Genomic DNA, 25,924 nt, shown 5'->3' on the forward strand with positions numbered 1-25,924 from the left:
CGTTGCTAAACACCGTTCGGGGTAAGACGCTGACGAGACCTTGCAGACACCCCAGCGGGAGGAACCATGTCGGCGACGACCGAGGCCGGGACGCAGCGCACCGTCGGGGTGCCCCGGGTGCTGGCCTCGGTCGCCGCGGTGGTGACCTGCGGGGTCTTCCCGGTCTTCCTCATCGGCGGACTGGGTGTGCAGCTGCAGCAGGACCTGGGCTTCGGAGCCGCGCTGCTGGGCGTCGGCGCGGCCGGGTTCTTCGGGGTGGCCTCGGTGTTCTCCCGCAGCATGGGCTGGGTGACCGAGCGCGTCGGCGCCCGGCTGGGGATGCGTCTCGGCGCGCTGGGCAGCGCGCTGTGCCTGTTCGGCCTGGCCGCCGCGCCGAACGTGATCTGGCTGCTGGCGCTGCTCTGGCTGGCCGGACTGCCCAACTCGCTGGCGCAGCCGGCGTCGAACTTGCTGATCGCGCAAGGGATTCCGGCAGCGCGCCGGGGGATGGGCTTCGGCGTCAAGCAGTCCTCGATCCCCACCGCGACGCTGCTGGCCGGGGTGGCGGTGCCCGCGATCGCGCTGACCATCGGCTGGCGCTGGGTGTTCGTCATCGCGGGCGGTGTCGGGCTCGTCGCCGCTCTGGTGGTGCCCAAGCTGCCCGGGGCCGAGCGCTCCGCCTCGCCCGATCGCGTCGAGCGGGGCGGCGGTTCGCCGCGGGGCGCGTTGCTGCTGATCGCCATCTCCGGCGGGCTCGGCTCGGCCGCGGCCAACGCCCTCGGTGCTTTCGTGACCACCACCGCGGTCGGTGTCGGCTTCAGCCCCTCGGCGGCGGGTCTGGTGCTGTCCCTGGGCTCGGCGGCCGGGCTGATCGTCCGGTTGGGCGCGGGCGTGCTGGCCGATCGCGGCGACCCCAACCTGCTTCGCGCGATCACGGTGATGCTGCTGATCGGCGCTGCGGGCTACGGCTTGATGGCGGCGCACTCCCAGCCGGTCTTCCTCGTGGGCGTGGCGATCGGGTTCGGTGCCGGCTGGGCCTGGCCGGGTCTCCTCAACTTCGCGGTGGCCAAGCTCAACCCGGGCCGGGTGGCCAGCGCGACCTCGTTCACGCAGACCGGGATCTACCTGGGTGGCAGCCTCGGGCCGTTGCTCTTCGGGCTCCTCGCGCAGCACATGGGCCTGGCGAGCGCCTGGCTGGCGGCGGGCGTCTGCGCGGTTACTGCGGGCCTGCTGTTGCTTCCGGTCCAGCGCTCCCGGCGAGGCGTCAGCGCTTCCGCGTCATCGCGCCGTAGTTGATCTCGTAGCGCGGGGCCGGTCGCGGCCCCGGTTCCGGGCGCCAGGTGGCGACCAGCCCGGGCCCGGGCGGGATCGGCTCGAAGTCGCCGAGGAACTTCTCGATGGCGCTGGTGCTGCGCGCGTGCAGCGGGTCGGCGCTCTCCGCGTAGAAATCGGCCAGGGTCCGCATCGCCGCCGGGTCGTAGCTGTCGGTGAGGTGGGCGATCAGCAGGTGGCTGCCCGGCACCACCGCGTCCCGGTACGCCTCCACGAGCTCGGCCGGGCGATCGGAGTCCGGTACGAAGTGCAGCACCGCCGACATCAGCAAGCCGACCGGTTCGCTCAGGTCGAGCAGCTGCCGAACTTGCGATGCGCGCAGCACCGAGGCGGGATCGCGGATGTCGGCGTGGATGATCGCCGCGTTGGGTTCGCGGGTGAGCAGCGGGCGGCTGTGCGCCACGGTGAGCGGCTCGTTGTCCACGTAGACGACCCGGAAGTCCCGGGTTCTCCGCCGCGCCACCTCGTGCACCTGCCCGATCGTGGGGATGCCCGAGCCCAGGTCGAGGAACTGCCGGATGTCGTGCGCCAGCATGAACTCCACCGCGCGCCGCAGGAAGGCCCGGTTCTCCTGGTAGCTGTCCGCGATGCCGGGAAGGTCGGTTTCGAGGCGTTCCGCGAGTTCGCGGTCGACGCCGAAGTTGTGGCAACCACCGAGGAACGAGTCGTAGATGCGTGCCGCGGCCGGGCGGCTCAGGTCCATCTCCCGCAGCGCCGCGTCTCGCGTTTCCATCATGCTCGATCCTCCCCGTGCGCCCTCGAAATCGTACAGTAACCGATTGACTACTGCGGGTGTCTGACACCGATCGGGCGGCGTGATCGCCGGGTCCTTGTGATGCCCGCACGTGCATACGACGATGTGCCGACGAGGTGCGCGGTGCGCGACGTCCCACCCGACAACGTAGTCATTTCTCAGGAGGCAGTCTTGTCCGACGTCCAAGCGGTGGTGTCGACCGGAAAGGGTCGACCGGTCGAGGTGGTGACCATCAAGGTCCCCGACCCGGGCCCCGGCGAAGCCGTTGTGCGAATCCAGGCCTGCGGGGTCTGCCATACCGACCTGCACTATCGCGAGGGCGGCATCAGCGACGACTACCCGTTCCTGCTCGGCCACGAGGCCGCCGGGATCGTGGAGCAGGTGGGCGAGGGCGTCTCCGACGTGGCACCGGGCGATTTCGTGGTGCTCAACTGGCGCGCGGTCTGCGGTGTCTGCCGCGCCTGCAAGCGCGGGGAACCGCAGTACTGCTTCGACACCCACAACGCCGCGCAGCCGATGACCCTCGGCGACGGCACCCCGCTCGAGCCGGCGTTGGGCATCGGTGCGTTCGCGGAGAAGACCTTGGTCCACAGCGGGCAGTGCACCAAGGTGGACCCGGAGGCCGAGCCCGCGGTGGCCGGGCTGCTGGGCTGCGGCGTGATGGCGGGCATCGGTTCGGCGGTCAACACCGGCGGTGCGAAACCGGGCGACACGGTCGCGGTGATCGGCTGCGGCGGGGTCGGCGACGGCGCCATCGCAGGGGCGAACATGGCAGGCGCACGTCGGGTCATCGCCGTCGACACCGATCCCAAGAAGCTGGAGTGGGCTCGCGAGTTCGGCGCGACGCACACCGTCAACGCGGCCGAGAGCGACACCATCGAGGCCGTTCGCGACCTCACCGGCGGTTTCGGCGCCGACATCGTCATCGACGCGGTCGGCCGGGTGGAGACCTTCAAGCAGGCCTTCTACGCGCGCGATCTCGCGGGCACCGTGGTGCTGGTCGGCGTGCCGACGCCGGACATGACCCTCGAGCTCCCGCTGCTGGACCTCTTCGGACGCGGTGGCGCGATCAAGTCCTCCTGGTACGGGGACTGCCTGCCCGAGCGCGACTTCCCGATGCTCGTCGAGCTCAGCAGGCAGGGAAGGCTGCCGTTGGAGAAGTTCGTCACCGAGCGGATCGCGCTGGACCAGGTGGAACAGGCCTTCGAGAAGATGCACCACGGCGAGGTGCTGCGTTCGGTGGTGACCTTCGGATGACGTTGCGCATCGACCACACGACCACTTCGGGGACGTTCTCCCTGGACGGCCAGACGTTCGAGGTGGACAACAACGCCTGGGTCGTCGGTGATGACGCCGAGTGCGTGGTCCTCGACGCCCCGCACGACGTGGCGGCCATCCGCGAGCTGATCGGCGACCGCAAGGTGCTGGCGGTGCTGTGCACGCACGGCCACGACGACCACGTCCGCAAGGCGCCCGAGCTGGCCGACGCCGTGGGCGCGCCGATCTACCTGCACCCCGACGACCTGGTGCTGTGGTACCTCACCCACCCGGATCGCGAGCCGGATCGGCTGTTCGTCGACGGCCAGGCGGTGGAGGTCGGCGGCGGCACGCTGGAGGTGCTGCACACCCCGGGGCACGCGCCAGGAGGTGTGTGCTTCTACTCGCCCGAACTGGGCGTGGTCTTCACCGGTGACACGTTGTTCGCCGGTGGTCCCGGAGCCACCGGCAGGTCCTATTCGGACTTCGACGTGATCACCAGGTCGATCCGCGACCGGCTGCTCCCGCTGCCGCCGGAGACCGCGGTCAAGCCCGGGCACGGCGAGTCGACGACCATCGGTGAAGTTGTCCCGCAGTTCGACGATTGGGTGGCTCGCGGCTACTGAACAGGGGGACATTTCGGTTCGGGACTCGCGTGGCGGTGCCGGGCGGAACCTCGGACGCCGCCGGGCCGTGCGATCCGTGACTTGACCAGCGGCCTGCGCGGCGCTGCGGCTGCCTCGCCCGGCGACGTCGGAGAGCCCGGCGCGGTGCCGGCTGAGTCCCGCACCGCATGCGGCTACCGCCGCATTCTGCGAGGTCCCCTGGGGGCGTTGCAGTCACGCGAACCGCAGCACCGAAACATCTGCAAAGCCCCAAGCACCTAGGCGGAGAGTCGTACACTCCGTCTTTCGACGGATGATGGCTCACCGGACGGACGGCAGACTTTCCCCGCCGGACGTGCGGTGAACCGGCGTGCGGGTGCGGTGTGCTGCCGGGCATCGGACACCCCCGGCTCCGATGTCGGCAGCGCACGCGCGATCGGTTTCGCGCGCCGGCCATCCGCGAGTCCCGGCGCGGTCTGAGTTGCGAACGGGCAGGTGCGATGGTCGAGCAAGTCGCGGGCGGCGTGGTGTTCGCGCGGTCGAAGTCGGGGTGGTGGAAGTGGGCCGTCGCGCACCGGGTCGGACTGGGTGATCTGGCGTTCGTCTCGGTCATCTCGGTGCTCTACGTCTTCGACCTGACCATCGCCGAGCATCCGGCTTGGATCCCCTGGTGGGCGCCGATGCTGGTCGGGGTGCCGGCGAGCTTCCTGCTGCCGCTGCGCCGCCGGGCACCGTGGACGGTGCTGAGCGTGCTGGTGGCGGTCGCCATCGGGTTGACCTGCCTGCACCTGAGCATCGGCGGGCTGAACCTGATCATCCAGGTCGCGCTGTACTCGGTGTGCGTGCGCAGCACGCCGCCGGTGATGGCGGCCGCGGCGGGGATGGCGATGTGCTACCCCGTCGCCGATGCCCTGGCCTACCAGATGCCCCCGCTGCTGGGGACGCTGCGCGTCACCGGTGCGGTCGTGAACCTGGTGATCGTGGTGGGTCTGGCCTACGCGGTCAAGATCGGCAGGCTGCGCGCCGAGCAGCTGGAGCGCACCATGGCTCTGCTCGACGATGCCCGGGACCAGCTGGCCGCCGATGCCGCTTCGATCGAACGCGCCCGCATCGCGCGGGAATTCCACGACATCGTCTCGCACAACCTGTCGGTGGTGGCGCTGCGCGCGGGCGTCGCGCGCGCGGTGATCGATCGGGATCCCGATCACGCCCGCGAGACGCTGCAGGAGCTGGAGTCCAGTTCTCGCGGCGCGCTGGGCGAGATGCGCGATGTGCTCAACGCGCTGCGCGTCCGCGACGCCTCGGGCAGCGAGACCATCGACTGGCAACCCGCTCCGACGCTGGACGCCCTGGACGCCCTGGTCGATTCGGTGCGCGGCGGTCATGTCACGTGGAAGCTGGCCCGTCGCGGGCAGGTTCGCGACCTCGGCGCGACCGTGGAGATGACGGCCTACCGGATCGTGCAGGAGGCGATGACCAACGTGCTCAAGCACGCCGGGGGCGGACGCGCGCGAGTGCTGCTGGACTACGGAGCCGACCAGCTGCGCATCGAGGTGACCAACGAGCTCGGTGCGCTCGATGACGTGGTGCAGCCACCCGCACCCCAGCAGTCGGGACACGGGTTGATCGGACTGCGGGAACGCGTTGCGCTGCTGGGCGGAACCTTGACCGCGCATCCGGTCATGAACGGATTTCGCTTTGAAGCCGTGTTACCGTGCCCGGAAAATTCGGACCTGGACTGATCCGGTATGCCGGTGGCCGGGACCTAGGAGGCGTCGGTGGAGACTGCGGAGACGACTGTCCTGGTTGCCGATGACCAAGCGATGATCCGCGCGGGCTTGGTCGCACTGCTGTCCAACGAGCCGGGGCTGCGGGTCCTCGCCGAGTCTGCCGACGGTGACTCGGCGGTGGCCTCGGTGCGGCGGCGCCGTCCGGACGTGGTGCTGCTGGACGTGCGGATGCCGGGCAAGGACGGCATCGCGGCCGCGCAGGAGATCATCGCCGAGACCGAGGGACGCACCTCGGTGATCATGCTGACCGTGCACGACCTGGACGAGTACGTCTACGGCGCGCTGCGCGCGGGAGCCAGCGGCTTCCTGCTCAAGGACGCCAGCCCGGAAGAACTGGTCAAGGCCGTCCACACGGTCGCGGCGGGGGAGGCCCTGCTGGCGCCGAGGGTGACCAAGCGGCTGCTGCACCGCTTCGCAGCCCTGGGCGTGCGCGATGCGCGCAGCGAGCTCGGCGCGCTCACCGAGCGCGAGCTCGACGTGCTGCTGGAGGTCGCCAGGGGCGGTTCCAACGCCGATATCGCCCGGAACCTCGGCCTGGCCGAGCTCACGGTCAAGTCCCACCTCTACCACGTGATGCAGAAGCTGCAGATCTCCTCGCGGACCCAGCTGGTCATCCTCGCCTACGAAACCGGCCTGGTCTCCCCGGGACAGGACAACGCGCTGCCGCACCGACCGGTATCGGCCTGACCGGGGACCGCTCCGGCCGCGACACGACCCGGGCCCGGGTGGGGGTGCTTGCTCCCGGGTTGTCTAATGGGGACATGGGCGACGAGCTTCGTGTCGGAATTGTTGGGTACGGACTGGGTGGATCGGTCTTCCACGCCCCGCTGATCGCGACGCATCGCGGGATGCGGCTGGACGCGGTGGTGACCGCCAACCCGGAGCGCCGTCAGCAGGTGCAAGCCGATCACCCGGATACCGCGACGGTCGATGACCTGGATGCGCTGCTGGCCCGCAAGCCGGACCTGGTCGTGGTGGCCACGCCCAACCGCGCGCACGCCGAGGTGGCCGCGGCCGCGCTCGACGCGGGGTGTCACGTGGTGGTGGACAAGCCCTTCACGCCGACCGCGGAGCAGGGCCGCGCGCTCATCGACCACGCCGCGAACAAGGGCCTGCTGCTGACGGTGTTCCACAACCGCCGCTGGGACAGCGACATGCGCACCGTGCGGGCGGTCCTGGAAACCGGCGACCTGGGCGAGGTGCACCGCTTCGAATCGCGGATGGAGCGCTGGTCGCCGGAGGCGAAGCCGACCTGGCGCGACTCGGGCGGTGCCGAGGACGCCGCCGGTCTGCTCTACGACCTCGGAAGCCACCTGATCGACCAGGCCCTGGTGCTCTTCGGCCCGGTCGCCTCGGTCTACGCGGAGGTCGACGCGCTCCGCGAGGGGGTGCGGGCCGATGACGACACCTTCGTCTCGCTGACCCACACCAGCGGCGTCCGCTCCCACCTCTGGATGAGCAAGCTGGCCGCCCGTCCCGGGCCCCGCTTCCGCGTGCTCGGGAACAAGGCGGTGTTCACCAAGTACGGGATCGACCCCCAGGAGGACGACCTGCGCGCCGGCAAGCGCCCGGTCGACGACACCTGGGGCCGCGAGATCGAACTGGAGTGGGGCGACCTGTCCACGGCCGATGACGTCGAGACGGTTCCCACCGAACCGGGCAACTACCTCGCCTTCTACGACGGCGTCGTCAAGTCCGTGACCAAGGGGGCCGCACCTCCGGTCGACCCGGCCGATGCCGTCAACGGCCTCGAGATCATCGCTGCGGCGCAGCGCTCGGCGGCGAATCAGACCGTCGAGCGGTTGTAGGGCGCATCGACGACGCGGCCCCGGACCCGTCGGGTCCGGGGCTTTCTCGTGCGCGGGCCGGGCGTCGCCCGGCGAACCGCGAACTGCTTCCGGCTCGTGCCGCGTGTTTCGCACTGCTGAAGAAATGTTTCGGTTCGTGGTGCGTTGCGGGAATTGCGGCGCGTTCTTCTTCACCCGGATGGCGGTTTTGGCGAGGGGTGGCGGGAAATGGGCGAGCCTGTCCGGGCGAATTTTCCGAAGTGCTGCTGAACTGCGGGTTCGGTCTCGGGGAGGCGCGTCGAGGTCGCGTGCCCTGGGCGACGAGGCTGCCGTCCGGAATTTTCCGGATTGACAGGGCAAATCGGTCGTCCTACCGTCACTGCTCAACCGCATCACCCTAATGGGCGATGCATTTGAGGGGAGGGTCGGGCGAATGCGCAGAACCGGAGTGTCTCGAAGACAACTGTTCCGCACTTCCGGCGTGGCCGCGTTGGCGATTCCCGCCGCAGGATTCCTGACGGGATGCAGCTTCACCGATCCCGGAACGGGGAAACCGACCGGGGCCACGTTGGACCGGCTGAAGCAGCAGGGCTACGCGCGCATCGCCATCGCCAACGAACCGCCCTACACGCAGATCAAGCCGGACGGCACGGTCACCGGTGCCGAACCCGACGTGGTCGCCGCCGTGCTGGAGCGAATGGGCGTGCCGGAGATCGAAGGCGTCGTCACGCCGTACGAATCGATGATCCCGGGGCTCAACGCCAACCGGTGGGACATCATCGCCGCCGGGCTGTTCATGAAGCAGTCCCGCTGCTCGCAGGTGGCCTATTCGCAGCCGCAGCTGGTCTCGACCGAATCCTTCGCGGTACCGGCGGGCAACCCCAAGAGCCTCACCGACATCGCCTCGGTCAAGAGCGATCCCGCGGTGCGCGTGGCCGTGCTCCCGGGCGGTTTCGAGGACGGTGCGCTCAAGAACGCCGGCGTGCCACCGGCTCAGACGGTCAACGTGCCCGACGGGCGCAGCGGCATCGAGGCGGTCAAGGCCGGACGCGCGGACGCCTTCTTTCTGCCGACCCTGTCGCTGAACTCGCTCGAGGCCGAGGGCATCGACATCACCCCGCCGATCCAGGACGTGCAGCAGACCGGGTCCGGAGCCGGCTTCCGGCAGCAGGACCGGGACCTGGTGACCGCCTACGACGCGGAGCTCGAGGCGCTCAAGGGCACCCCCGAGTTCGACCGGATCCTGGACGAGTGGGGCTTTTCCGGAGACGCCGCGCGCGGTGTGACCCGCGAAGAGCTCTGCAGCGTGGAAGGCTGACGCGGCCGGGGATGTCGCAACTCCTGCCCTTCGCTCCGCTGCTGCTCAAGGGACTGTTGGTCACCGTCCTGCTGACCATCGCGGGAATGGTGCTGGCCATCGCGGTCGCCTTCGCCGCCGGTCTGGCACGGCTGTCCGACCGGCGCTGGCTGCGCTGGCCCGCAGCGGTTTTCGTGGAGACGTTCCGGGGAACGTCGATGCTGGTGCAGCTGTTCTGGCTGTTCTTCGCGCTGCCGTTCTTCGGCGTCAAGCTGGTCCCGTTCGCCGCGGCGATCCTGGCGCTGGGGCTCAACGAGGGAGCCTACGGCGCCGAGATCGTGCGCGGCTCGATCAAGGCGCTGCCGCGCGGCCAGCGGGAAGGCGCGATCGCGCTGAGCTTGAGCCCGTACCAGCGGATGCGCCACGTGATCCTGCCGCAGGCCATCCCGTCGATGATCCCCTCGTTCGGCAACGTGCTGGTCGACCTGCTCAAGAACACCTCGCTGGTGTCGCTGGTGACCGTGGCCGACCTGGCGTTCACCGCGCAGATGGTGCGCAACACCACCGGCGCCACCGCGGCGGTGTTCGGCACCATCCTGGTGCTGTACTTCGTGGTGGCCTACGCGTTCTCGTTCGGCACCAACCGGCTGGAGCGGTGGATGGACCCGGCCCGGCCGTCCAAGCGGGTCTCGCACGGTGATGGGCGGGTGAGCTCGTGATCTGGGATTGGGCCTTCGCGTGGTCGATCGTCCCGTTCCTGCTGCGGGGCCTGTGGGTGACCGTCGAGATCACCATGATCGGCATGGCCATCGCGCTGGTGCTCGGGCTCTTCGTCGCCGTGCTGCGCTATTCGGCGATCCCGGTGCTGAGCAGGGTGTTCGACTTCTACGTGCTGTTCATCCGCGGCACGCCGCTGCTGGTGCAGGCGTACTTCGCCTTCTACGTGCTGCCCGGTTTCGGGATCAAGTTCAGCGCGCTGGTCACCGGCATCGTGGTTATCGGCATCAACTACAGCGCCTACACCGCCGAGGTCTACCGAGCCGGGATCCAGGGCGTGCCGAAGGGGCAGTGGGAGGCCGGCACCGCGCTGAGCCTGTCGACCTGGCATCGCTGGCGGTTCGTGGTGCTGCCGCAGGCCATCCGCGACGTGGTGCCGGTGCTGGGCAACTACTGGGTGCAGATGTTCAAGGATTCCGCGATCCTCTCGGCGATCACGGTCTTCGAACTGCTCAACCACGCGACCACGGTCGGCTCCGAGAGCTATCGCTACCTGGAGCCGCTGACCATCGCGGGCGTCCTCTTCCTGGCCGTGAGCCTGCCCGCCGCGCGGCTGATCAAACGATTGGAGCTTCGCCTTGCCCACCCCAGATGAACCGATGATCTCGTTCGCCGGTGTGGGGAAGTCCTTCGGCGACAACCACGTGCTGCGCGAGCTGGACCTGAGCGTGGACGAGGGGGAGAAGGTCTCCATCATCGGCCCCAGCGGTTCCGGCAAGACCACGATCTTGCGGCTGCTGATGACGCTGGAGAGCCCGGACAGCGGGATGGTGCGGGTCGACGGCTCCCCGTTGTGGGACCGCCGCGCCGACGGCTCCGGGGTCGACGCGAAGAGGCAGAGCGAGGTGCGGCGCAAGATCGGCATGGTCTTCCAGCACTTCAACCTGTTCCCGCACATGACCGTGCTGGACAACGTGACCCTGTCGCCGGTGCGAGTGCTGGGCATGGGCCGCGAGGAGGCCGAGCAGCGCGCGGTGGAGCTGCTGCAGCTGGTGGGCCTGGAAAAGCACCTCCGGCACAAGCCGGGACAGCTCTCCGGAGGGCAGCAGCAGCGCGTCGCCATCGCCCGCGCCCTGGCCATGCGCCCGAAGGTGATGCTCTTCGACGAGGTGACCTCCGCCCTGGACCCGGAGCTCATCGGTGAGGTCCTGTCGGTCATCCGCGACCTCGCGCGCACCACCGCGATGACGATGCTGCTGGTCACCCACGAGATGCGCTTCGCGGAGGAGATCTCCGACCGGGTCCTGATGTTCGACTCGGGCTCCGTCGTCGAGTCCGGGCCACCCGGCCAGATCTTCCAGAACCCCGAGCACGAACGCACCCGGCGCTTCCTCAAGGCGGTGCTGGAACGCAAGTAGCCTTCGGCGTCTCGCGGGAACCGTTCAGGCGGGAACGACTGTCTCGGCCAGCAGGCGGTAGGACTCGAGGCGGTCGGCCGGGTCGTAGGCGTTGGTGGTGACCAGGAGCTCGTCCGCGCCGGTCCGAGCCTCGAGATCCGCGATGGCCGCGGCGACCTCGTCGGGCGTGCCGTGGATGTGCCCGGACATGGCCCGGGTGAAGTGCGTCCGCTCGCGGTCGGTCATCTCCCGGGCCAGGATCTTCTCCGGGGGCTGCAGCGCGGGGAACTCGCCGCGGGTGCGCGACCAGGCGTTGGCCCAAGCCTCCGGCACCAGCAGCCTGCGAGCTCGCTCCGTCGTCTCGGCGACCGCGATCGAACGCGCGATCACCACGTGCGGGTGTTGCGCGCGCGACGACGGGCGGAACCCCGCGCGGTACTCCTCGATGGCGCGCCGCATCCGCTCCTCGCCGAGCGGGGCGGCGATCACCAGCGGGAGTCCGAGCTCGGCTGCGGTGCTCGCGGTGCGGGTGGCCAGCACGAAGACCGGGAGGTCGAGCCCATCGGCCGGGACGGCGGGGACGTCGGCCGTGCCGTCGAGGTAGTCCAGCAGCTCGCTGACCTGCGCCCAGAACCGGTCCGCGTCCTCGGCGCCCAGCGCCCGGCGGACGGCGCCGGTGAAGCCCAGCGAGCGGCCCAGCCCCACGTCGATGCGGTCGCCGAACAGCGCGCCCAGGACTCCGAACTGCTCGGCGACCACAAGCGGTCGGTGGTTGGGCAGCATCACGCCACCCGTGCCCACCCGGATCCGCTCGGTCGCGCTCGCCACGGCCGAGGCCAGCACGGTCGGTGCCGCCCCGGCCACGCCGGGAACGCCGTGGTGCTCGGCCACCCAGAACCGGTGGTAGCCGAGCTCCTCGATCTGCTGGGCGAATCGGACCGTCTCGCGCAGGGACTCGCGGGGGTGGCCGCCCGCCCAGACGTGCGAGCGGTCCAGCACGGAAAGGCGTGGGCTCACATCGGGTGCAACGTCACCTGCTGCGCGGCATTCCGGTCGCGCGGTGTGAGCTCTAACCGGCCTTGGGCAGCAGGATCCACAGCACGATGTAGAGGACCACCTGCGGGCCGGGCAGCAGGCACGAGAGCACGAAGAGCAGGCGCACCAGGAACACCGGCAGACCGAACCGGTGAGCGAGGCCGGCGCAGACGCCGGCGATCATCTTTCCGCTGCGGGGGCGTTGCAGTGTGCTCATGACCCCAGCCTGCCCGCTATTCGTTGATCACGCCACATCGCTGCGCACGGGCGCGCGAACTGGCAGTTTGGTCGGGTGGACCTGGCCGAGATCGCTCGTGAGCTCTACACCGCCGACCCGGCGGGATTCGTCGCCGCTCGCGACCGGGCCGCCCGCGAGGCGGATGACGACCTGGCGCGGCGGATCAAGAAGCTGCGCAAGCCCACGCTGGCGGCCTGGGCGGTCAACCGGCTGGTCGCGAGCGAGCCGGCCCGGTTCGACGAGCTGCTCGACCTCGGCGAACGCCTCCGCGCCGCGCAGCGCGAGCTCCGCGGGGACGAGCTCCGCGATCTCGCGGCCGAACGCGCCCGGCTGCTGCGCGCGGTCACCGACCGGGCAGTCGAGCTCGCCGCCGAGGGCGGTCACGTCCTCGGCGAAGCGGCCCGGAACCAGATCGAGCAGACCTTCACGGCCGCCCTGTCCGATCCGGACGCCGCAGCGGCCGTCCGCGCGGCGACCTTGGCGGCTCCGCTCGAGTACAGCGGCTTCGGCCTGGACGAACTCGCGGCGGCCTCCATCCGCCGACGGTCGGCGGGACCGAAGGAGGGGCGCTCCGCCAGACCGACGAAGGGCAGCGGCGACGAGCCCGGCGGCGAGCTCGTCCGGTTGCGGAATCGGTTGCGGGAGAAGGAAGACCACGTTTCCGAGGCGGAACGGGAAGTCCGCGGGGCTGAGGAGGAGCAGCACGAGGCGGAGCAATGCGCCCAGCGACTGCGCGAGGAGCTCGCCGACGCGCAGGAACGTCTCCGCACCGCCGGTGAAAACCTCCGCGCGGCCCGGCACAAGCACCAGCGAGCCGTGCGCGCCCGCGACACCGCCGCCCGCGAGCTGGACCGCGAGCGTCCTCCGGAGTGAGGCGGTCCCGGGGCCGCACCTCGGCGATGCGCAACGGCGGCGCGCCCGAACGGGTTCCGATCGCGTGTCCGGGCACCTAGCTTCAGGGCCGCAACGCCCGACCCGCTGTCGACGAGCACCCGGGAGCTGATCATGTCGAGCCTGCGCGAGGACGCCTTCGCCGATCGCACCGTGTTCGTCACCGGTGGCACCAGAGGCATCGGTGCGGCGGTGGCCAACGCGTTCCACGAGCACGGCGCTCACGTCGCGGCCTGCGGGCGGAACGCGAGCGACGAGCTGGCGGCGGGAATCGAGGTGCACCGCTGCGATGTGACCGAGCCGGGAGCGCTGGAGTCCGTCGTGGACCGATTCGAGCGGCTGGACGTCCTGGTCAACTGCGCCGGGATCATCAGCCGCGACGAGGAGTTCCGCCCGGAGGAGTTCGAGCGGGTCGTGTCGGTGAACCTCTCCGGCACCATGCGCGCTTGCACCGCCGCGCGCGGGCGGCTCGCCGAATCCGGCGGCTGCATCATCAACACCGCCTCCATGCTGAGCTACTTCGGCGGCCCGAAGGCACCCGGCTACGCGGCCAGCAAGGGCGGGGTGGTGCAGCTGACCAAATCCCTGGCCGTGGCCTACGCCGACGAGGGAATCCGGGTCAACGCCATCGCGCCCGGATGGATCGCCACCTCGATGACCGGCCCGCTGCGAGCGGATCCGCGAGCCGACGCCCGCATTCTCGCGCGCACGCCGCTGGGTCGGTGGGGGAATTCGGGCGAAGTGGCCGGCGGGGCACTTCTTCTCGCCTCTCCCGAGGCCGGATTCATTACCGGAGCGGTGCTTCCGGTTGACGGTGGTTATTCGGCGATGTAAGGCTTCGGCCCCGATTTTCGGGCGGGGTTGAAAAGCGCCATTCGAGCGGATATGGCCGCTGGGAATGCGACGAAATGATTACGTTCTTCGGCGCTTCTCGTTCGGTGACCTACGTTGGCGGAGCCGGTCATCGAGCCGGGCGCCGAGGCCGTTCTGACCTGTGTCGAAGCCTGCTGCGAGCAGTTCGAGAAGGTCGAATTCGGCGGCATCGCCGCCATCGCCGGGCGCTCGGGCGTGATCGGCGGAGCAGTTTTGCACCGCCCGGAAAAACCAGAGCAAGGGTGCCAGATGGTCGACCGCAAAGAAGCGAATCTGTCGAACCCGGCAGCGGCGTTTCCCGACAAGTACATTCCGCTGCCGCAAGTCCGCGACTTGCCGGAAGCCCCCACCCGGCAATGGCGGCTGATAGGGCCGGGCATCGTCGCGGCGGGCGTGGGCCTGGCCAGCGGGGAGTTCATCCTCTTCCCCTACATCACTTCCCAGGTCGGGCTCACCTTCGTGTGGGCCGCGCTGCTGGGGCTGCTCACGCAGTTCTTCCTGAACATGGAGATCGAGCGCTACACCCTGGCCACGGGCGAAACCGCGGTCACCGGCTTCTCCCGGCTGTGGAAGCACTGGGGGCTGGTGTTCGCGATCATGGCCTACTTCGCCAACCTGTGGCCCGCGTGGGCGACGAGTTCGGCGACGCTGTTCACCTACGCCTTCGGCGGGGACAAGGCGCTCGTGTCGGTGGCGATCCTGCTGGTCATCGGCGCGATCCTGACCCTGGCGCCCGCGGTCTACACCGCGCTGGAACGCGCCGAGATGCTCAAGGTCGCGGCGGTGGTCCTGCTGATCGCGATCGGCGCGCTGTTCGTGATCAGCATCGACACCTGGAAGGCGCTGCCGACCGTGGTGACCGAACCGAAGTTCCCGGTCGCCGAGCTCGGCTTCGCGGTGCTGATGGGCGCGCTCGCCTTCGCGGGCGCGGGCGGCGGCCAGAACCTGGTGCAGAGCAACTGGATCCGGGACAAGGGTTTCGGGATGGGCAGCTACGTGCCCAAGATCGTCTCCCCGCTGACCGGTGAGACCCAGTCGCGCGGCCAGGCCGGCTTCATCTTCCCGGCCACCGACGAGAACCTGGACAGGTGGCGCGGCTGGTGGCGCTTCGCCAACAAGGAACAGCTGGTGACCTTCGTGGCCATCACGTTCCTGTCCATCATGTTCATGTCGCTGCTGGCCTACGGCACCGTGTTCGGCCACCCCGGAGCGCAGAACGACGTGTCGTTCCTGCGCATCGAGGGCGAGGTGATGAGCGCCGCGACTGGTGGCTGGTTCGGCTACTTCTTCTGGATCGTCGGCGCGTTCTCCATGTTCGCCGCCGCCCTGGGCATCGTCGACTACACCAGCAGGCTCGCGGCCGACGTCATCAAGACGACGTACCTGCCGGACCGCTCGGAGAGCAAGGTCTACGCGGCCCTGGTCTGGGGCCTGGTGCTCATCGGTGCGCTGGTCATCCTCGTGGGCATGGACGAGCCGCTCGTGCTCGCCACCATCGCGGCCTGCACCGGCGGCACGATGATGTTCATCTACTCCGGCCTGCTGATCGCCATCAACCGCAAGATGCTGCCCGCGCAGATCCGCATCCGCGGCATCCGGCTCGGCGCCCTGGTCTGGTCGATCCTGCTCTTCGGCATCCTGGCGGTGCTGACCGTCCACCAGGAGATCGGCGACCTGCTCGGCGGCTGACGCGTGAAAGCCGGGCGGGGCCGAGCACATCGGCCCCGCCCGGCTGCGTTCGCGGGAGAGCCCCCGGCCGCGCGGGCCGGAGGCCCCGTCGGCCGGGCCTTAGAAGGCCCCACGTGCCAGCGCGGGGCTCCCGGCCTCACCCCGAGAATAGCCGCTCCGACCAGGGCTCAGGGGATTTCCAATTCGGGGTTTGCGTGGCGGTGCAGGTAGCGGAACCTCGGACGCCGCCGGGATCCGCGACTCGAGTAGTCACCTGCGCGGCACTGCGGCTGTCCGCGACCGGCGACGTCTGAGAACCCGCGGCAGTGCCGGCTGAGTCCCACACCACATGCAGTTCCGCCGCGTACTGCAAGGACCCCTTGATCCTGCGTTCGAGGGTCCCGACCGCGAGGCTCGGGTCCACCGGCGTGATCAGCGGGCGGGGCGTTCGTCGACCAGGTCGAGCAGGATGTCGGCGACCTCGGCGTCGGTGATCAGCGTGCTGACGAGCCCGGAGCGCAGCACCGCGTCGATCGCGTGCGCCTTGGGAGTCGTGTAGCCGACGGCGATCACCTCCGGGACCGCGCGCAGCTGCTCGTGCGGGATGGCCAGCACGTGGTGGGCGAGGCCGGTGGACAGCGAGTTGCCGTCGGCGTCGAACAGCCGCGCGGCGATCTCGGCGGTCGCGCCGCGCTCGCGGATCGACTCGCGCTCGGCCGGGGGCAGCGCGTCGTAGACCGTCGACTCGTTCTCCTGCCAGGCTCCGATGCTGACCACCGCCTTGGTCAGCTGCCCGAACTGCTCGAACGTCTCGGCGATGCCCGGCTGGTTGCGCAGGATCTCGGTGGTGCGCCGGTCCGGCAGCACCAGCGGGCCGTAGATCGGATAGGCGTCGCCGCCGCCGACCGCGGCCACCCGCCCGACCGTCTCCACCGAGCGGTCCCGCATGTCCATGCCCGCCTGCACGCCGCACAGCTGCACGATCGGACAGCGGGGCAGGGTGGTGACCGCCTCGGCCATGGCGTTGACCGACCTCGCCCAGGACAACCCGATGACGTCGCCGGGAACGGCGATCTCGCCGAGCAGGTCCGCGGCGAGCGTTCCGACTCGCCGCCGCAGCTCCGGTCGTTCGCCCTCGGATTGCGCTCTGTTGAGCACCAGCACCCGCCGAGTGCCGTAGGCCGCGCGCACCCGTTCGGACAGCTCCACGTCGACCGGGAACGGCATATCGAACTCGATGCGCACCAGGCCGGACTCCTGCGCTGCGCTGATGAGCCGGGCGACCTTGAAGCGCGAGATCCCGAACTCCTCGGCGATCTCCAGCTTGGAGGCGCCCGCGACGAAGAAGCGGTGCGCGATGGCCGCGGTTGTCATGGAATCGATCAGGCCGCTGCCCTTGCCAGGTGTGCTCATATGAGCACTATAACGCGAAATTCAGTTGAAAGGTTGACGCCATCACCAGGAAACCTCTTCAATGCTCACGACGTTCAGGGAAGAGTACAACGCAGTACGCTCAATTGAGCGCTCTGCATAGACGGAGGATTCATGCGCGCCGCGATCATTGACCAGCCCGGCTCGATCCGGGTTGGCGAGGTACCGGATCCGGTACCCGGCGAGCGGCAACTGGTGGTCGAAGTCGGCGCCACCGGTATTTGCGGCACCGATGTGCACATCGCCGACGGGCACTTCCCGCCCACTCCCTATCCGATCGTTCCCGGCCACGAGTTCGCCGGTGAAGTCGTCGCGGTCGGCTCGGACGTGCCGGGCGGTTGGAAGACCGGCGACCGGGTCGCGGTCGACCCCTCGCTGTTCTGCGGCTACTGCACCCCGTGCCGCAACGGGCACGGCAACCTGTGCGCGAACTGGGGAGCCACCGGGGACACCGTCGACGGCGCGTTCGCCGAGTACGTCGCGGTCCCGGCGGCCAACTGCTACCGGATGCCCGAGGGGATGACCTGGGAGCAGGGCGCCCTGGTGGAGCCGGTCTCGTGCGCGGTGCACGGTGTGCGCCAGATCGGTGTCGAGGCGGGGGAGAGGTTCCTGGTCATCGGCGCCGGAACGATGGGCCTGCTGATGCAGCAGCTGCTCCAGCAGGCCGGTGCGCAGGTCACCGTCGCCGACCGCAATCCCGACCGGTTGCCGCGCGCCAGCCGGCTCGGCGCCGTGCACGTGACCGAGGACGCCGGCGGGCTCGAGGAGGGCTTCGACGCGGCGGTGGACTGCACCGGTGCCGCTCCGGCGATCGAGATCGCCTTCGACAAGCTGCGCCGGGGCGGGCGGCTGCTGGTGTTCGGGGTGGCTCCGGCCGAAGCCCGGATCTCGTTGTCGCCCTTCCGGATCTACAACGACGAGATCAAGATCGTCGGCTCGATGGCGGTGCTGCACAGCTTCGGCCCCGCGCTCGACCTGATGGCCTCCGGCGCGATCAACAGCGATGAGCTGCTCACCGACACGCTGCCGCTGGACGAGTTCGGCAAGGCGCTCGAGCTGATGCGCAGCGGCGCGGGGCTCAAGGTCCAGGTGCTGCCGGGAGGTGGTCATGCGTAACCGGATGCGGCTGGCCCTGCTCGGGCTGGTCTGCTTGCTGCTGACCAGCTGCGCCGGGGCGGGCACGATCGGCACCAGCGACCGCACGCTGGTCGTCGCCATCGTGTCCAACCCGCAGATGGAGGACGCGGTAGCGCTGTCCCACGAGTTCGAGAAGCAGAACCCCGGTATCAAGCTGAAGTTCGTGCAGCTGCCGGAGAACCAGGCGCGCGCGAAGATCACCTCGTCGGTGGCCACCGAGGGCGGCGAGTTCGACGTCGTGATGATCAGCAACTACGAGACCGCGCAGTGGGCCAAGAACGGCTGGCTGGAGAACCTGCAGCCCTACATCGACGAGTCGAAGGGCTACGACCAGGCCGACTTCATCCCCAGCATCCGCGACTCGTTGTCCTATCAGGACTCGATGTACGCGGTGCCGTTCTACGGCGAGTCCTCGTTCCTGGCCTACCGCAAGGACCTGTTCGCCCAGGCCGGGTTGAAGATGCCCGAGCACCCGACCTGGCAGCAGATCGCCGACTTCGCCGCCAAGCTCGACGACGAGAAGAGCGGCATGGCGGGGATCTGCCTGCGCGGCAAGCCGGGCTGGGGCGAGAGCCTGGCGCCGTTCAACACCGTGGTCAACACCTTCGGCGGGCGCTGGTTCGACGAGAACTGGAACGCCCAGCTGACCTCTCCGGAGTTCCGCGCCGCGACGAAGTTCTACGTCAACCTGGTGCGCGAGCACGGCCAGGTCGGTGCCTCCAGTTCCGGATTCTCCGAGTGCGGCACCAAGTACGGCCAGGGCCAGGCGGCCATGTGGTACGACGCCACGGTCATGGCCGGGACCAACGAGAACCCGGAGGAGAGCAAGGTAGTCGGCAAGTCCGCCTACACCGCGGCGCCGGTCAACAAGACCGAGCAGAGCGGTTGGCTCTACACCTGGTCGCTGGCGATGCCGAAGGTCACCGAGCACAAGGACGACGCCTGGAAGTTCATGCGCTGGATGACCAACAAGAAGTTCGTGCAGAACGTGGGCGCGAAGTTCGGCTGGAACGCGGTGCCCCCGGGCGTGCGCAAGTCGACCTATGAGATCCCGGAGTACCGAGCTGCTGCCGAGGCCTACGCCGAGCAGACCCAGAAGGCCATCGATTCGGCCAAGCAGGAGAACGTGATGGCCAAACCGGTGCCGTATCCGGGGATCCAGTTCGTCGGCATTCCGGAGTTCCAGGACCTGGGCACCCGGGTCAGCCAGCAGCTCTCGGCGGCCATCGCCGGGCAGATTTCCGTCGACGAGGCGCTGGAGCAGTCCCAGGAGTACGCCGAATCCGTCGGCGAGGCGTACAAGGAGACGCGATGAGCCAATCCGTACTCGACGCCGAAACTCCGGCCGTGGCACCGGCGCCCAAGCAGCAGAGCGCCAGGAGCAAGGCGTGGCTGCGCCGCGCGCCGCTGCTGCCCGCGCTGCTGTTCACGATCCTGGTCACCCAGATCCCGTTCCTGGTGACGGTCATCTACTCGTTCCAGTCCTGGAACCTGGTGCGGCCCGGCTCGCGGCACTTCGTGGGGCTGCGCAACTACGTGGACGTCTTCGCCGACAGCCAGTTCCGCGGCGCGATGCTCAACACCGTGGTGCTGACCGTGGTCTGCGTGCTGGTGTCCATGGTGCTGGGTCTGTTCCTGGCGCTGCTGCTGGACCGCAAGTTCATCGGGCGCGGTGTGGTGCGCACGTTGCTGATCACGCCGTTCCTGATCCTGCCCGCGGCCGGTGCGCTGCTGTGGAAGACCACGATGTTCGACCCGACCTACGGGCTGCTGAACTTCGCGCTCGGCACCAACACCGACTGGCTGGCGCAGTACCCGCTGGGCGCGGTGATGACGCAGATCGTGTGGCAGTGGACGCCGTTCATGATGCTGCTGATCCTCGCCGGGTTGCAGGGCCAGTCCAGGGAGGTGCTGGAGGCCGCGTCGGTCGACGGCGCCGGTCGGTTCCGCACCTTCTGGTCGATCACGCTGCCGCAGCTGACCCGCTACCTGCAGCTCGCGGTGCTGCTGGGGGCGATCTACATCGTCAACAGCTTCGACGCGATCTTCCTGATGACCCAGGGCGGTCCGGGAACCGCGAGCACCAACCTGCCGTACTACATCTACCAGCGCGCGTTCGAAGGATTCGACATCGGACAGTCCTCGGCGATGGGTGTGATCGTGGTGGTCCTGACCCTGCTGGTCGCGACCTTCGCGCTGCGCCTGATGTTCCGGACCTTCGGCCTCAGCGAGGTGAAGTGATGCGTACCGCCAATCCGCTGGGCAGGTGGGCGCTGACCGCGTTCACCTGGCTGATCGCCATCCTGTTCGTGTTCCCGCTGCTGTGGATGGTGCTGACGGCCTTCAAGCAGGAGTCGGACGCCTACACCGACCCGCCGCGATTGCTGTTCACCCCGACGCTGGAGCAGTTCGCGGGAATCCTGGAACGCGGTTTCCTGCCGTACCTCGGCAATTCGGCGTTCGTCACGGTCGTTTCCACGCTGCTGGTGCTGGTTCTCGCCGTGCCCGCGGCTTACGCGCTGTCCATCGCCGCGGTCCCCGCGACGCGCGACGTGCTCGGGTTCTTCCTGTCCACCAAGATGCTGCCGATCGTGGCGGCGATCATTCCGCTGTACGTGATCTCGCAGAACATCGGGCTGCTGGACAACGTCTGGGCGCTGATCGTCCTCTACACCGGGATGAACCTGCCGCTGGCGGTGTGGATGCTGCGCTCGTTCTTCCTCGAGGTGCCGCGCGAGATGATCGAGGCGGGCCGCATCGACGGTGCGCCGCTGCCGACGCTGCTCTACCGGGTGGTGCTGCCGGTGGTGGCCCCCGGGATCGCGGCGACCGCGCTGATCTGCGTGATCTTCTCCTGGACGGAGTTCTTCTACGCGGTGAACCTGACCGCTGCGCAGGCGGGCACCGTGCCGGTGTTCCTCGTCGGCTTCATCACCAGCGAGGGCCTGTACTGGGCGCAGCTGTCCGCGGCGGCGCTGCTGGCCTCGCTGCCGGTGATGATCATCGGCTGGGTCGCGCAGAACCACCTGGTGCGCGGTCTGTCGATGGGCGCGGTGAAGTAGGCGGTTCTCACCAACGACGACCGGTGCCGCCGGAGCCCACGGGTTCCGGCGGCACCGGTCGTCGTGCGGCCGTCCCGGTGGCTGCCCGGCCGGTCGAGCACCCGCCGGGCAGGGGACTCGGTGTCGGCTCGCTGCGCTACCGGATGCGTTGACTGCGTACACCCGCACGAGGCGTAACCGGTTTGTTGGCCACGTCACGCCTGAAATCGGTGGTTGCGGGACATAGGGCCTGGCGGGCGAGCCTGCCCGTTAGGCATGCTGGGTGTAGCGAACCGGTTACCCGGCGCGATGTACAACGGAGTTGATTGCCTGTCAGGTAGGAGACGATCATGGAACAGACCAGGTTCGGCGTGGCCCAGCAACCGGTCGAGGGTGCGCGGGAGTCCACCCGGTCCATGCCCGTTCCCGCGCCCAGCGCGCAGCCGGTGCCGGAACCCCGGGAGCCCGAGGTGCGGGACGTCCACCGGGGCCACCCGCGCCTGGTGCTGATCAGGGGGCCGGAGGTGGGCAACGGCTACGTCCTGGACAAGGACGTCGTCACCATCGGTCGTGCGTCCACCAATGACATCGTGCTGGAGGACGCCACGGTCTCCAGCAGGCACGCCGAGATCCGGCTCCGGGGCGACCGGCACGTCCTGGCCGACGGTGGTTCGCTCAACGGCACCTACCTCAACCGCGTGCCGGTGGACTCCACCGAACTCTCGGAGAACGACGAGATCTGGGTGGGCAAGACCCGCTTCGCCTACCGCACCACCTGAGCGCGGCCGCGGCACGCACGGGCCCCGGAGCCACCCGTCGGCTCCGGGGCCCGTGACAGTTTTGCCTAAAACCGTACGGACATCTCGGGCGTCCGAGGCTCACAGTTTTAGGCAAAACTGTCACGGCCGCGCGCGCACCCGCGTGTTAGAACTTGGTTATGAGCGGCAAGGGCGAGCAGGTCAGGGGGCGGTTGGTCGAGGCCGCGGTGCGGCTGCTCGCCGATGAGGGGCCGTCGGCGCTGCAGGCGCGACGGCTCGCCCGGGAGATCGGGACCTCCACCATGGCCGTGTACCACTACTTCGGCGGGATGCCGCAGCTGCTGCGCGCGGTCTCCGATGACGGGTTCCGGCGGTTGACGCGGCGCGTCGAGGAAGTGGCCGCGACCGAGGACCCGGTCGCCGACCTGATGGTCACGGCGCTGGCCTACCGGGAGTTCGCGCACGACAACCCGAACCTCTACGACCTCATGTTCGGGCTCGCCCAGCCCGGCGGGCACCGGCCGGAGCCGCAGGGCGCCGTGTCCGATGATCCGGAGAGCTGGCAGGCCGCCGCTTACGGCTGCTTGGTCGCCGTCGCCGAGCGGGCGATTCGCACCGGTCGGCTGAATCCGGCCGAGCCGGCGAACGTGGCCGCTCAGCTGTGGAGCATGCTGCACGGCTTCGTGACCCTGGAGCTGGCCGGTCACTTCGGACCCGCGCACTGCGAGGACCCGCTCGCCCGGGTGTTCGTGCCGCTGGGGAACTCGTTGCTCCTGGGGCTCGGGGACACGGCCGAACGGCTCTCCGTCTCGTCGGATTCGGCGTTCGGCCGGGCGGCTCCCGCGCAGTAGATCCGCGTTCGAAATCGGTCGATTCGCACGAAAATTCCCGTCGTTTTGCACGAATTCGAGCTCGTTTCCGCATCGTTGCTGATGAACGCGCTCTCAATGCTTTCACCCGTATGGGTGGTCTGGCATGCTCGCGCGTCGCGCGGCAAGTCGGGGAGCGCGAACGACGTTGCCGGACAACGAGTTTTCGGATGGATTGATGAATCACCCACAGCAACGAGGGATGTACGGGCGGCCACAACGGCCGGTGCGCAAACGCAGGACCGGCCGCAAGTTCCTGGCAGTGCTCGTGGTCCTGGTGCTGGCGCTGGCCGGATTCCTGTTCTACGTGGACTACTCGCTCAAGCGCGAGCAGGCGATGCCCACCGGTGGGGATCGTCCGGCAGACGGCCCCGGATCCAACTGGCTGCTGGTCGGCTCGGACAGCCGGGCCGAGCTCGACTCGGAGCAGCAGTCCGAACTGGGGGCCGGCGATGCCAATGGCCGGCGCACCGACACGGTGATGCTGGTGCACGTCCCCGCCGGTGGCGGTAAGCCGACCATGGTCAGCCTGCCGCGGGATTCCTACGTGACGATTCCCGGGCAGGGCAAGGACAAGCTCAACGCCGCCTTCTCCTACGGCGGACCGCAGCTGCTGCTGCAGACCGTTGAGGGCGCGACCGGCGTCCGGATCGACCACTACGCGGAGATCGGCCTCGGCGGGTTCGCCGACATGACCGATGCGATGGGCGGCGTGGACATGTGCGTCAAGGAGCGGATGCAGGACCCCAAGGCCGGTCTCGACCTGCAGCCGGGCTGCCAGACCCTGGACGGTCCGCAGGCGCTGGGTTACGTGCGCACCCGCGCAACGGCGATGGGTGACCTGGATCGCGTGCAGCGGCAGCGCGAGTTCCTCGGCGCGCTGACCGAGAAGGCGGCATCGCCGGAGGTCTTCCTCAACCCGTTCCGCCTGTTCCCGCTGATCCTCAACACCTCGGGCGCGTTCCTCGTCGACGAGGACGACCACGTCTGGCACCTCGCCGGGCTGGCCTGGGCGATGAAGGGGATCGCGGCAGGTGACGGTCTCACCACGACGGTGCCGTTCTCGGGCTTCGGCGAGACCAGCGGCGGCGCCTCGGTGGTCAAGTGGGACTCGGACAAGGCCGGGACCCTCTTCGAGGCCCTCCAGAACGACACCCCGGTCCCCTCGGAGGTCGTCACCAACGCAGAAACCCTCGGCGGCTGACTCACCCCGCACGAACCCCCGATTTCCAGGGAATTCGGGGTGCGGAATTCCCTGGAATTCGGGGTCGGGTTCTCGAGGGTTTTCCTCGGGTCTGACCGAATGGGTGAGGGGTTTGGGTGTGTCGGGGCCGGTGGGTGCCGTGCGAGGCGGGGGTTCTGGGGCTACGGGAGTGCGAGGGTGCCGTCGGCCCAGGTGATGCCGCTCAGGTTCCGGACGACCGCGCCGGCCTCGGTCGTCCTGGCGTGCTCGCCCACGCCGACGACCTCCGCGCCCGCGGCCAGTCCCGCGCGCACGCCCGCCGAGCTGTCCTCGAACACGACGACCTCGCCCGGATCGAAGCCGAGTCGCCCGGCCGCGAGCAGGTAGCCGTCCGGCGCGGGCTTGCCCTCGGTCACGTCGTCGGCGGTGACCAGCAGATCAGGCAGCGGCAGTCCGGCCGCCTCCAGCCTGGCCGTGGCCAGCGCCTCGTTGCCGGAGGTGACCACCGCCCACCGGCCTGCGGGCAGCGAGGTCAGCAGCTCGCGCGCACCGGGCATGGCGACGGTGGTGTGCGCGGTGACCAGCTCCAAGCGGTCGATCTCGGCCAGCGCCGCCGCGCGCTCGTCGGCCGGGACCAGCCGCGCCACGGTGTCGGCGGCGCGCCGCCCGTGCACGATCGGCAGCACGTCGTCCGGGTCGAGCCCGCGTCCGCGCGCCCACCGCGCCCAGGCGTCCAGCGCCCCGGCGTCGGAATCGACCAGCACGCCGTCGTTGTCGAAGAGCAGTGCGTTACACGGCACGGCGGGCATCAGTTCGCGGCCTCGTCTCGAACGTCGGCGGCGCAGCGGAATCCGAGGTTGCCGCTGGAGCTGTCCGGAGTGTTGGCGCTGCGGGCGGCGACCCGGTAGCGGTTGCAGTAGGAGTCGTGGCACAGGTACGAGCCGCCGCGCATGGCGCGGGCTTCCACGTCCTCGGCGAACCGGTCGGCGCACCACTCCCAGACGTTGCCGGAGACGTTGTAGAGCCCGAAACCGTTGGGCTGGAAGGCGTCCACCGGTGCGGTGCCCGCGTAGCCGTCGGCTTCGGTGTTGCGGACCGGGAACTGGCCCTGCCAGACGTTGCACCGGTGCTCGCCGCCGGGCTCGAGCTCGTCGCCCCAGGGGTAGCGGGCTTGGTCGAGCCCGCCGCGAGCGGCGTACTCCCACTCGGTCTCGGTGGGCAGCCGCTTGCCGGCCCACGTGCAGTAGGCGAGCGCGTCGTTGTACGATATGTGCACAGCCGGGTGCTCCCACCGGCCCTCGATGTCGCTGCCGGGGCCTTCCGGGTAGCGCCAGTAGGCGCCGCTGACACCGCACCACCACGGGGTGGATTCCGGGCGCGGGGATTCCTTGCGCAGGTTGCCGGGCAGGAACTTGGCGAACACGTAGCTCCAGCCGTACTGCTCGGCGTCGGTGCGGTAGCCGGTCGCGTCGACGAACTCCGCGAACCGCGCGTTGGTCACGGCGTACGGGTCGATGGCGAACGGGGCGACCTCGACCTCGCGGATCGGCCCCTCGGCGTCACCCGGGAACCCGTCGGCATCCTCGGTGCCCATCCGGAACTTCCCGCCCGGCAGCACGAGCATGCCGTCCAACTCGCCGGTACCCGGGGGGATTTGCTGGTCGACGGCCTTGGCGGGAGCGCCGGACCGCGACGGGGAGCAGCAACTCGACACTCGTCACGCACCTCGTTATCGCAAGAACACAGCTGGCGCTCCGACCGTACCTGTGGCCGTGGGCGGGACATGTCCGGTGCCGATCGTTGTGACCGCTGTTACCTGCGAGAACCGGCGGATGATCACCCGAGGGAGCCCGCCGGGCGAGCCGGGCCGAGCGGGCCGCTCCGA

General features: G+C 69.4%; 26 protein-coding genes. 20 read left to right on the forward strand and 6 right to left on the reverse strand.

Annotated features, from left to right (window positions below):
- The first annotated feature begins 66 nt into the window (after positions 1-66).
- Positions 67-1,275 carry an MFS transporter gene (locus ABD289_RS08590; protein ID WP_344128545.1) on the forward strand — a complete coding sequence of 403 codons (1,209 nt, stop codon included), beginning with the start codon at positions 67-69 and terminating at the stop codon, positions 1,273-1,275.
- Here the strand turns inward: ABD289_RS08590 and ABD289_RS08595 are convergent.
- Entirely contained in the window at positions 1,244-2,047 is an 804-nt protein-coding gene (locus ABD289_RS08595) for an SAM-dependent methyltransferase (protein ID WP_344128547.1), read from the reverse strand. The two genes, ABD289_RS08590 and ABD289_RS08595, sit on opposite strands and share 32 nt — an antisense overlap.
- A 189-nt stretch (positions 2,048-2,236) precedes the next feature.
- Between ABD289_RS08595 and ABD289_RS08600 the strand changes: the two genes are divergently transcribed.
- From ABD289_RS08600 to ehuA, 9 genes are all read left to right on the forward strand, one after another.
- Positions 2,237-3,322, forward strand: coding sequence for an S-(hydroxymethyl)mycothiol dehydrogenase (locus ABD289_RS08600; protein ID WP_344128549.1), 1,086 nt, complete (start codon positions 2,237-2,239; stop codon positions 3,320-3,322).
- Positions 3,319-3,948 carry an MBL fold metallo-hydrolase gene (locus tag ABD289_RS08605; protein WP_344128551.1) on the forward strand — a complete coding sequence of 210 codons (630 nt, stop codon included), beginning with the start codon at positions 3,319-3,321 and terminating at the stop codon, positions 3,946-3,948. The genes ABD289_RS08600 and ABD289_RS08605 overlap by 4 nt, the downstream gene beginning before the upstream one ends.
- A 479-nt stretch (positions 3,949-4,427) precedes the next feature.
- Positions 4,428-5,669, forward strand: coding sequence for a sensor histidine kinase (locus ABD289_RS08610; RefSeq protein ID WP_344128553.1), 1,242 nt, complete (start codon positions 4,428-4,430; stop codon positions 5,667-5,669).
- A 36-nt stretch (positions 5,670-5,705) separates the two neighbouring features.
- Positions 5,706-6,404 carry a response regulator gene (locus tag ABD289_RS08615; RefSeq protein WP_344128555.1) on the forward strand — a complete coding sequence of 233 codons (699 nt, stop codon included), beginning with the start codon at positions 5,706-5,708 and terminating at the stop codon, positions 6,402-6,404.
- Positions 6,405-6,478: 74 nt separating this feature from the next.
- On the forward strand, positions 6,479-7,525 hold the full coding sequence (locus ABD289_RS08620) for a Gfo/Idh/MocA family oxidoreductase (RefSeq protein ID WP_344128557.1): 1,047 nt from the start codon (positions 6,479-6,481) through the stop codon (positions 7,523-7,525).
- Between the two features lie 427 nt (positions 7,526-7,952).
- A complete protein-coding gene (ehuB, locus tag ABD289_RS08625) occupies positions 7,953-8,822 on the forward strand; it encodes an ectoine/hydroxyectoine ABC transporter substrate-binding protein EhuB (protein ID WP_344128560.1) in 870 nt (289 codons plus the stop codon).
- An 11-nt stretch (positions 8,823-8,833) separates the two neighbouring features.
- Positions 8,834-9,520: an ectoine/hydroxyectoine ABC transporter permease subunit EhuC gene (gene ehuC, locus ABD289_RS08630; RefSeq protein WP_344128562.1), complete on the forward strand. Its 687-nt coding sequence runs from the start codon at positions 8,834-8,836 to the stop codon at positions 9,518-9,520.
- A complete protein-coding gene (gene ehuD / locus ABD289_RS08635; RefSeq protein WP_344128564.1) occupies positions 9,517-10,173 on the forward strand; it encodes an ectoine/hydroxyectoine ABC transporter permease subunit EhuD in 657 nt (218 codons plus the stop codon). The genes ehuC and ehuD overlap by 4 nt, the downstream gene beginning before the upstream one ends.
- A gap of 4 nt (positions 10,174-10,177) precedes the next feature.
- Positions 10,178-10,936, forward strand: a complete 759-nt coding sequence (gene ehuA, locus ABD289_RS08640) for an ectoine/hydroxyectoine ABC transporter ATP-binding protein EhuA (protein ID WP_344129183.1) — start codon at positions 10,178-10,180, stop codon at positions 10,934-10,936.
- Positions 10,937-10,960: 24 nt separating this feature from the next.
- Here the strand turns inward: ehuA and ABD289_RS08645 are convergent, their stop codons facing one another.
- Together ABD289_RS08645 and ABD289_RS08650 are read right to left on the reverse strand one after the other, a co-directional pair.
- Entirely contained in the window at positions 10,961-11,932 is a 972-nt protein-coding gene (locus ABD289_RS08645; RefSeq protein ID WP_344128566.1) for an LLM class flavin-dependent oxidoreductase, read from the reverse strand.
- A gap of 52 nt (positions 11,933-11,984) precedes the next feature.
- Entirely contained in the window at positions 11,985-12,167 is a 183-nt protein-coding gene (locus tag ABD289_RS08650) for a PspC domain-containing protein (protein WP_344128569.1), read from the reverse strand.
- 75 nt (positions 12,168-12,242) lie between these two features.
- Here ABD289_RS08650 and ABD289_RS08655 point away from each other — a divergent pair, with 75 nt between their 5' ends.
- The 3 genes from ABD289_RS08655 to ABD289_RS08665 all read left to right on the forward strand — a co-directional run bounded on the left by ABD289_RS08655 (position 12,243) and on the right by ABD289_RS08665 (position 15,641).
- Positions 12,243-13,061 carry a hypothetical protein gene (locus tag ABD289_RS08655; protein WP_344128572.1) on the forward strand — a complete coding sequence of 273 codons (819 nt, stop codon included), beginning with the start codon at positions 12,243-12,245 and terminating at the stop codon, positions 13,059-13,061.
- Between the two features lie 132 nt (positions 13,062-13,193).
- Entirely contained in the window at positions 13,194-13,913 is a 720-nt protein-coding gene (locus ABD289_RS08660; RefSeq protein ID WP_344128574.1) for an SDR family NAD(P)-dependent oxidoreductase, read from the forward strand.
- 114 nt (positions 13,914-14,027) lie between these two features.
- Positions 14,028-15,641, forward strand: coding sequence for an Nramp family divalent metal transporter (locus tag ABD289_RS08665; protein ID WP_344128576.1), 1,614 nt, complete (start codon positions 14,028-14,030; stop codon positions 15,639-15,641).
- Positions 15,642-16,052: 411 nt separating this feature from the next.
- On the opposite strand, the gene ABD289_RS08670 is transcribed toward ABD289_RS08665, so the two are convergent.
- On the reverse strand, positions 16,053-17,033 hold the full coding sequence (locus ABD289_RS08670) for a sugar-binding transcriptional regulator (protein WP_344128578.1): 981 nt from the start codon (positions 17,031-17,033) through the stop codon (positions 16,053-16,055).
- A 132-nt stretch (positions 17,034-17,165) separates the two neighbouring features.
- Here ABD289_RS08670 and ABD289_RS08675 point away from each other — a divergent pair, with 132 nt between their 5' ends.
- The 7 genes from ABD289_RS08675 (at position 17,166) to ABD289_RS08705 (ending at position 24,060) form a co-directional block, all read left to right on the forward strand.
- Positions 17,166-18,167, forward strand: a complete 1,002-nt coding sequence (locus ABD289_RS08675; RefSeq protein WP_344128580.1) for a zinc-dependent alcohol dehydrogenase family protein — start codon at positions 17,166-17,168, stop codon at positions 18,165-18,167.
- Positions 18,160-19,503, forward strand: a complete 1,344-nt coding sequence (locus ABD289_RS08680) for an ABC transporter substrate-binding protein (protein WP_344128582.1) — start codon at positions 18,160-18,162, stop codon at positions 19,501-19,503. Before ABD289_RS08675 ends, ABD289_RS08680 begins: the two co-directional genes overlap by 8 nt.
- On the forward strand, positions 19,500-20,429 hold the full coding sequence (locus ABD289_RS08685; RefSeq protein WP_344128585.1) for a carbohydrate ABC transporter permease: 930 nt from the start codon (positions 19,500-19,502) through the stop codon (positions 20,427-20,429). The genes ABD289_RS08680 and ABD289_RS08685 overlap by 4 nt, the downstream gene beginning before the upstream one ends.
- Complete coding sequence (locus ABD289_RS08690; RefSeq protein ID WP_344128587.1) at positions 20,429-21,250, forward strand: carbohydrate ABC transporter permease; 822 nt, start codon at positions 20,429-20,431, stop codon at positions 21,248-21,250. The genes ABD289_RS08685 and ABD289_RS08690 overlap by 1 nt, the downstream gene beginning before the upstream one ends.
- Positions 21,251-21,579: 329 nt before the next feature.
- Complete coding sequence (locus ABD289_RS08695; RefSeq protein WP_344128590.1) at positions 21,580-22,008, forward strand: FHA domain-containing protein; 429 nt, start codon at positions 21,580-21,582, stop codon at positions 22,006-22,008.
- Between the two features lie 158 nt (positions 22,009-22,166).
- Complete coding sequence (locus ABD289_RS08700; RefSeq protein ID WP_344128592.1) at positions 22,167-22,838, forward strand: TetR/AcrR family transcriptional regulator; 672 nt, start codon at positions 22,167-22,169, stop codon at positions 22,836-22,838.
- A gap of 244 nt (positions 22,839-23,082) precedes the next feature.
- On the forward strand, positions 23,083-24,060 hold the full coding sequence (locus ABD289_RS08705; protein ID WP_344128595.1) for an LCP family protein: 978 nt from the start codon (positions 23,083-23,085) through the stop codon (positions 24,058-24,060).
- Positions 24,061-24,221: 161 nt separating this feature from the next.
- Here the strand turns inward: ABD289_RS08705 and ABD289_RS08710 are convergent, their stop codons facing one another.
- Together ABD289_RS08710 and ABD289_RS08715 are read right to left on the reverse strand one after the other, a co-directional pair.
- The gene (locus tag ABD289_RS08710) at positions 24,222-24,848 is read right to left on the reverse strand and encodes an HAD-IA family hydrolase (RefSeq protein ID WP_344128597.1); all 627 of its coding nucleotides are present in this window, start codon (positions 24,846-24,848) and stop codon (positions 24,222-24,224) included.
- Positions 24,848-25,753, reverse strand: a complete 906-nt coding sequence (locus ABD289_RS08715; RefSeq protein WP_425564622.1) for a formylglycine-generating enzyme family protein — start codon at positions 25,751-25,753, stop codon at positions 24,848-24,850. Before ABD289_RS08715 ends, ABD289_RS08710 begins: the two co-directional genes overlap by 1 nt.
- Positions 25,754-25,924 lie beyond the last annotated feature (171 nt).

Origin of the sequence: Saccharopolyspora halophila, assembly GCF_039531955.1 — a bacterium.
In the GTDB taxonomy this organism is placed as follows: Bacteria; Actinomycetota; Actinomycetes; order Mycobacteriales; family Pseudonocardiaceae; genus Saccharopolyspora; species Saccharopolyspora halophila.

Excerpts from the sequence above, each read along its gene's own strand:
- ABD289_RS08590 (WP_344128545.1), top strand. The coding sequence starts at position 67 with ATGTCGGCGACGACCGAGGCCGGGACGCAGCGCACCGTCGGGGTGCCC.
- ABD289_RS08670 (WP_344128578.1), bottom strand. The coding sequence starts at position 17,033 with ATGAGCACACCTGGCAAGGGCAGCGGCCTGATCGATTCCATGACAACC.
- ABD289_RS08620 (WP_344128557.1), top strand. The coding sequence starts at position 6,479 with ATGGGCGACGAGCTTCGTGTCGGAATTGTTGGGTACGGACTGGGTGGA.
- ABD289_RS08610 (WP_344128553.1), top strand. The coding sequence starts at position 4,428 with ATGGTCGAGCAAGTCGCGGGCGGCGTGGTGTTCGCGCGGTCGAAGTCG.
- ABD289_RS08710 (WP_344128597.1), bottom strand. The coding sequence starts at position 24,848 with ATGCCCGCCGTGCCGTGTAACGCACTGCTCTTCGACAACGACGGCGTG.
- ABD289_RS08680 (WP_344128582.1), top strand. The coding sequence starts at position 18,160 with ATGCGTAACCGGATGCGGCTGGCCCTGCTCGGGCTGGTCTGCTTGCTG.
- ABD289_RS08595 (WP_344128547.1), bottom strand. The coding sequence starts at position 2,047 with ATGATGGAAACGCGAGACGCGGCGCTGCGGGAGATGGACCTGAGCCGC.
- ABD289_RS08685 (WP_344128585.1), top strand. The coding sequence starts at position 19,500 with ATGAGCCAATCCGTACTCGACGCCGAAACTCCGGCCGTGGCACCGGCG.
- ABD289_RS08695 (WP_344128590.1), top strand. The coding sequence starts at position 21,580 with ATGGAACAGACCAGGTTCGGCGTGGCCCAGCAACCGGTCGAGGGTGCG.
- ABD289_RS08700 (WP_344128592.1), top strand. The coding sequence starts at position 22,167 with ATGAGCGGCAAGGGCGAGCAGGTCAGGGGGCGGTTGGTCGAGGCCGCG.
- ABD289_RS08675 (WP_344128580.1), top strand. The coding sequence starts at position 17,166 with ATGCGCGCCGCGATCATTGACCAGCCCGGCTCGATCCGGGTTGGCGAG.
- ABD289_RS08660 (WP_344128574.1), top strand. The coding sequence starts at position 13,194 with ATGTCGAGCCTGCGCGAGGACGCCTTCGCCGATCGCACCGTGTTCGTC.
- ABD289_RS08650 (WP_344128569.1), bottom strand. The coding sequence starts at position 12,167 with ATGAGCACACTGCAACGCCCCCGCAGCGGAAAGATGATCGCCGGCGTC.
- ABD289_RS08690 (WP_344128587.1), top strand. The coding sequence starts at position 20,429 with ATGCGTACCGCCAATCCGCTGGGCAGGTGGGCGCTGACCGCGTTCACC.
- ehuC (WP_344128562.1), top strand. The coding sequence starts at position 8,834 with ATGTCGCAACTCCTGCCCTTCGCTCCGCTGCTGCTCAAGGGACTGTTG.
- ABD289_RS08605 (WP_344128551.1), top strand. The coding sequence starts at position 3,319 with ATGACGTTGCGCATCGACCACACGACCACTTCGGGGACGTTCTCCCTG.
- ehuA (WP_344129183.1), top strand. The coding sequence starts at position 10,178 with ATGATCTCGTTCGCCGGTGTGGGGAAGTCCTTCGGCGACAACCACGTG.